Consider the following 3,530-nt stretch of genomic DNA (forward strand, 5'->3'; position numbering starts at 1 on the left):
ACAGCGGGGTCCTGGTGGCGGTGCTGTCGGCGCCCTACGCCCTGTCGCTCGACGCGGCGAGCTTCGTGCTCGCGGCCGCGCTCATCGCGGTGATCCACGAGCCCGCGCGGGACCCGGTCCGCTCGCAGCTGCGCCGCGAGATCGCCGAGGGACTGAGGTTCGTCTGGGAGCATCGGCTCGTCCGGCTGCTGACGTTGCTGGGCACCGGGAACAGCCTGGCGGCGGGCATGGTCACCGGGCTGCTGGTCGCGACGGCGGTCCAGCGCTACGGGCTGGCCGCGGACGGCCGCATGATCGGCGTGCTCTACGCGGGCCTCGGCGTCGGCACACTGCTCGCGACGCTCGCCCTGCCGCGGCTGAGCGCCGCGGCCACCGCCGGGACCGTCGCGCTGCTCGGCCTCGGCGTGCAGGCGGTCGCGCTCACGGCGTGGGTGACCGGTCGCGCGTCGTGGCTCGGCCTGGCAGCGCTCGTCGTCTGGCAGGCGGCGGCGAGCACCGTGATCCTCAACGGCATCACGCTGCGCCACCAGGTCACACCCGACGCGCTGCAGGGCCGGGTCAACACCACCGCCCGGATGCTGGCCTGGGGCGGACAGCCGGTCGGCGCGGCCCTCGCAGGCGGCCTGGTGACGGTGTTCGGGCTGGTTCCCACCCTCGTGGTGGCGGTGGGTGTGCTGGGCGGGACGTGGGTCGCGGCGTTCTGCTCGCCGTTGCGCGCGGTGAGCCGGGAGGTCCGAGGATGAACCCGGAGATCGCGCTGGCGCTCGCCGCGCACGGGGTGCTGAACGGAGGTGACCGCCGGGCGGAGGCGACCGGGACCGACCCGGTCACGCCGGGGGCCGACGTCGCGCTGCCGCCGCCCGTGGACACGCTGGACGCCCGCCTGACCGACGTGCTGCACGCCCGCCGCGCCCACTACCGCTTCGCCGAGCGACCCCTCGATCCCGGCGTCCTGTCCACCCTGCTGCGGCTGGCCGCGGGCGGGCAGCGCACGGTCACCCTGCCCGACGGTCGGCTGCACCGGATGCGGATGAACCCCAGTGCGGGCGGGCTGCGGTCGATCACGGTGCACGTGGTGGCCGGGCCCGGCCGGCTGGTCCCGGCGGGGGTGCACCGCCACGTCGACGGTGCGCTCGTCGTCGTCCGCGCCGGTGACCCGCTTCCCGCGCTGCGTGCCGCCCTGGTCCAGCCCGAGTTCGCCGACCGCGCCGCCGTGACCCTGGTGCTCGTGGGCGACCTCGCCGCGACCATGCCTCGCTACCCGGCCCGCCACTACCGAACCCTGCACGTCGATGCGGGGATCCTGGCGCAGAACCTGTGGTTGGTCGCGACGGCGCTCGACCTCGCCTGCTGCGCGGTGAGCGGATTCCAGGACGAACCCCTCGCCGCGCTCCTCGCCCTGCCCGCGACGAGTATCCCGATCCTGGCACTGCCGCTCGGTCACCGCCACTGACCCGCCCGGCAGCCGAGCGGAGTGGGGCAGTGGCCCGGGGTCAGTGCGGCAGCGGGAGGTCTCGGCGGGCGCGGCCGCTCAGGGTCCGAGCGAGCCGGGTGCCTCCGAGGAAGGGCAGGCCCGCGGCGGAGTTGGAGTACAGGCCCGGCGCGACGACCCGCACCACTCGCAGGCCCGAGGGGTGGACGTCGGAGGTCGTCAGGTCCAGCGCGACGGCCCGGTCGATGCCCACCGTGTCGGCGAGCTCGCGGACCGAGGGCTCCGGCCCCGAGGCGAGCTCGGCGTGCGACACCGTGTCCACGACCGCCCCGGCCAGCTCGGCGTCGAACTCCTCCTGCATCCGCGGGTCCAGGTACAGCTGTAGGTGGCAGCCGTAGTCGACGACGTCGGCGAGATCGGTGCGGTAGCTGTCGCGGTAGCGACGATCGGCGCGCCACGGCTTGAGCGGGCTGCGCGGGTCCTGTGCGACCTGCATGTACGGGCCGTCCGGATCGTCGTAGTCCGCCACGAACAGCTGGAGCTGGCAGGCCTCGGCGAGCGCCTTACGCAGGGCGGGCCCAGCCACCGAGCCGGCCGCGGTGCCGAGCGAGAGGTATCCGGTGGCCTCGTCGCGGACCAGGGCGCCGACCACGGTGACGCCGAGTTCGTTCGGGAACTCGAGGAAGCGGGTGCCCAAGGTGCCTCGGCGGCCGCGGCCCAGCGCGGCGAGCTCGGCGGGCGGGTCGATCCACCGCAGGGGGCGGCGGCCGTGCCAGGCGAGCGCCATGGTGTCGCGTTCGGCCAGCTCGTAGAGCGCCGCGCGCAGGGCCGAGTCGCGGTCAGCACCCGCGGCGAGCCCCGCCTGGATGATCGGGTTCGTGTGGGGCAGGCCGCGCTCGGGGGCCGCCGCCACGGCCGAGACCCACACCAGCTGGGCCGGGACCAGCACCTTCTCCCCGGTCCGCAGGTCCTCGCCGGGCGCCCACTCCAGCTCGAGGTCCGGGTCGAGCGGATGGAACGGGAATCCGGGACGGGCGTACTGGGCGGGGGAGAACAGGGCGACGGTGGCGAGGTCGAGCGAGTCGGGCAGGTCTCGGCCGCGCGCCCGGAGCAGGCCCTCGGGCATCAGGTTCCCGCAGTACCGCTCGACCGCCTCGCCGATCGCCGCTCCCGTCGCGGCGGCGTCGTCGCGGAAGGCGTAGCCGGCGCCGCCGGAGTCGGCGGGCCGGCGGCCGAACCGGGTCGGGTCGCTGAGCCGGGAGGCGACCATCCGGAAGCCGGTGGGCAGGGTGTCCGGGATCGGGACGGGATCGAGGCGGGTGATCACGCCCGACCGGTGGTCCACGAGCGGCTGGACAGACGTCGACAGAGACATCGACAGAGACGCCGACAGAGACATCGACACGGACATCGCGGGCCTCAGATCTGCGGGATCGGGTAGGGGTAGAGGGTGTCCTCGGTGGTCGGCGCGGCGATCCAGCCCTGCTCGGCCGGGACGCGGTGCAGCCGGTCGCCGCCCAGGTGTGGGAAGGCGGCGGGTGCATTGCCGTAGAGCCCCGGGACGACGACCCGGACCACCGACAGCCCCGCGGCCCGGACGTCCGGCGTGGTCAGGTCGACGGCGTACGCGGGCAGCCCGGCCGCGGCGAGCTGCGGCAGCGGATCGGAGCCGGGCGGAACGTCGTCGAGCGCGAGCTCGGGACCCACGCGGAGCCGGTCCAGCGGGGCGCCCTGGCGGCGTGGGTCGAGGTAGTACTGGGCGAGCGTCGGCAGGTCGGTCACGTCGCGCAGGTCGGGGCGGAAGTCGTCGAGGTAGCGGCGGTCGGCACGGAACGGGCGGAAGGTGTGGGCGGCCAGCTCGCCACGGGCGACCGCCTGCCAGAGCGCGCTGTCCGGGTCGGCGACCTCGGCGGTCAGCGCGAGCATCGCGTAGGCCTCGACCAGCGCCTTCGCCGCGGCCTCGCGGGGGTCGGCCCGACAGGCGCTGCCGAATGCGACCAGCCCTGCCGGGTCCTCGACGAACGCGGCGAGCACCGGCACGTCGAACTCCGACGGGATCCGCAGCAGCCGGACCGTGCGCCCGGGATCGTCGCCGGTC

General features: G+C 75.3%; 4 protein-coding genes. 2 read left to right on the forward strand and 2 right to left on the reverse strand.

The window, feature by feature from the left end; translation table 11 throughout:
- Together H5J29_RS25490 and H5J29_RS25495 are read left to right on the forward strand one after the other, a co-directional pair.
- On the forward strand, positions 1–743 hold a 743-nt coding region (locus tag H5J29_RS25490), incomplete at its 5' end, for an MFS transporter (RefSeq protein ID WP_181783558.1).
- On the forward strand, positions 740–1,453 hold the full coding sequence (locus H5J29_RS25495; protein WP_181783559.1) for a SagB family peptide dehydrogenase: 714 nt from the start codon (positions 740–742) through the stop codon (positions 1,451–1,453). The genes H5J29_RS25490 and H5J29_RS25495, both read left to right, overlap by 4 nt.
- A 40-nt stretch (positions 1,454–1,493) precedes the next feature.
- On the opposite strand, the gene H5J29_RS25500 is transcribed toward H5J29_RS25495, so the two are convergent.
- Positions 1,494–2,759, reverse strand: a complete 1,266-nt coding sequence (locus H5J29_RS25500) for a SagD/YcaO family ATP-dependent cyclodehydratase (protein WP_220187921.1) — start codon at positions 2,757–2,759, stop codon at positions 1,494–1,496.
- 92 nt (positions 2,760–2,851) lie between these two features.
- On the reverse strand, positions 2,852–3,530 hold a 679-nt coding region (locus tag H5J29_RS25505), incomplete at its 5' end, for a YcaO-like family protein (RefSeq protein WP_181783561.1).

Source organism: Pseudonocardia pini (assembly GCF_013870575.1).
GTDB classification, from domain to species: Bacteria; Actinomycetota; Actinomycetes; order Mycobacteriales; family Pseudonocardiaceae; genus Pseudonocardia; species Pseudonocardia pini.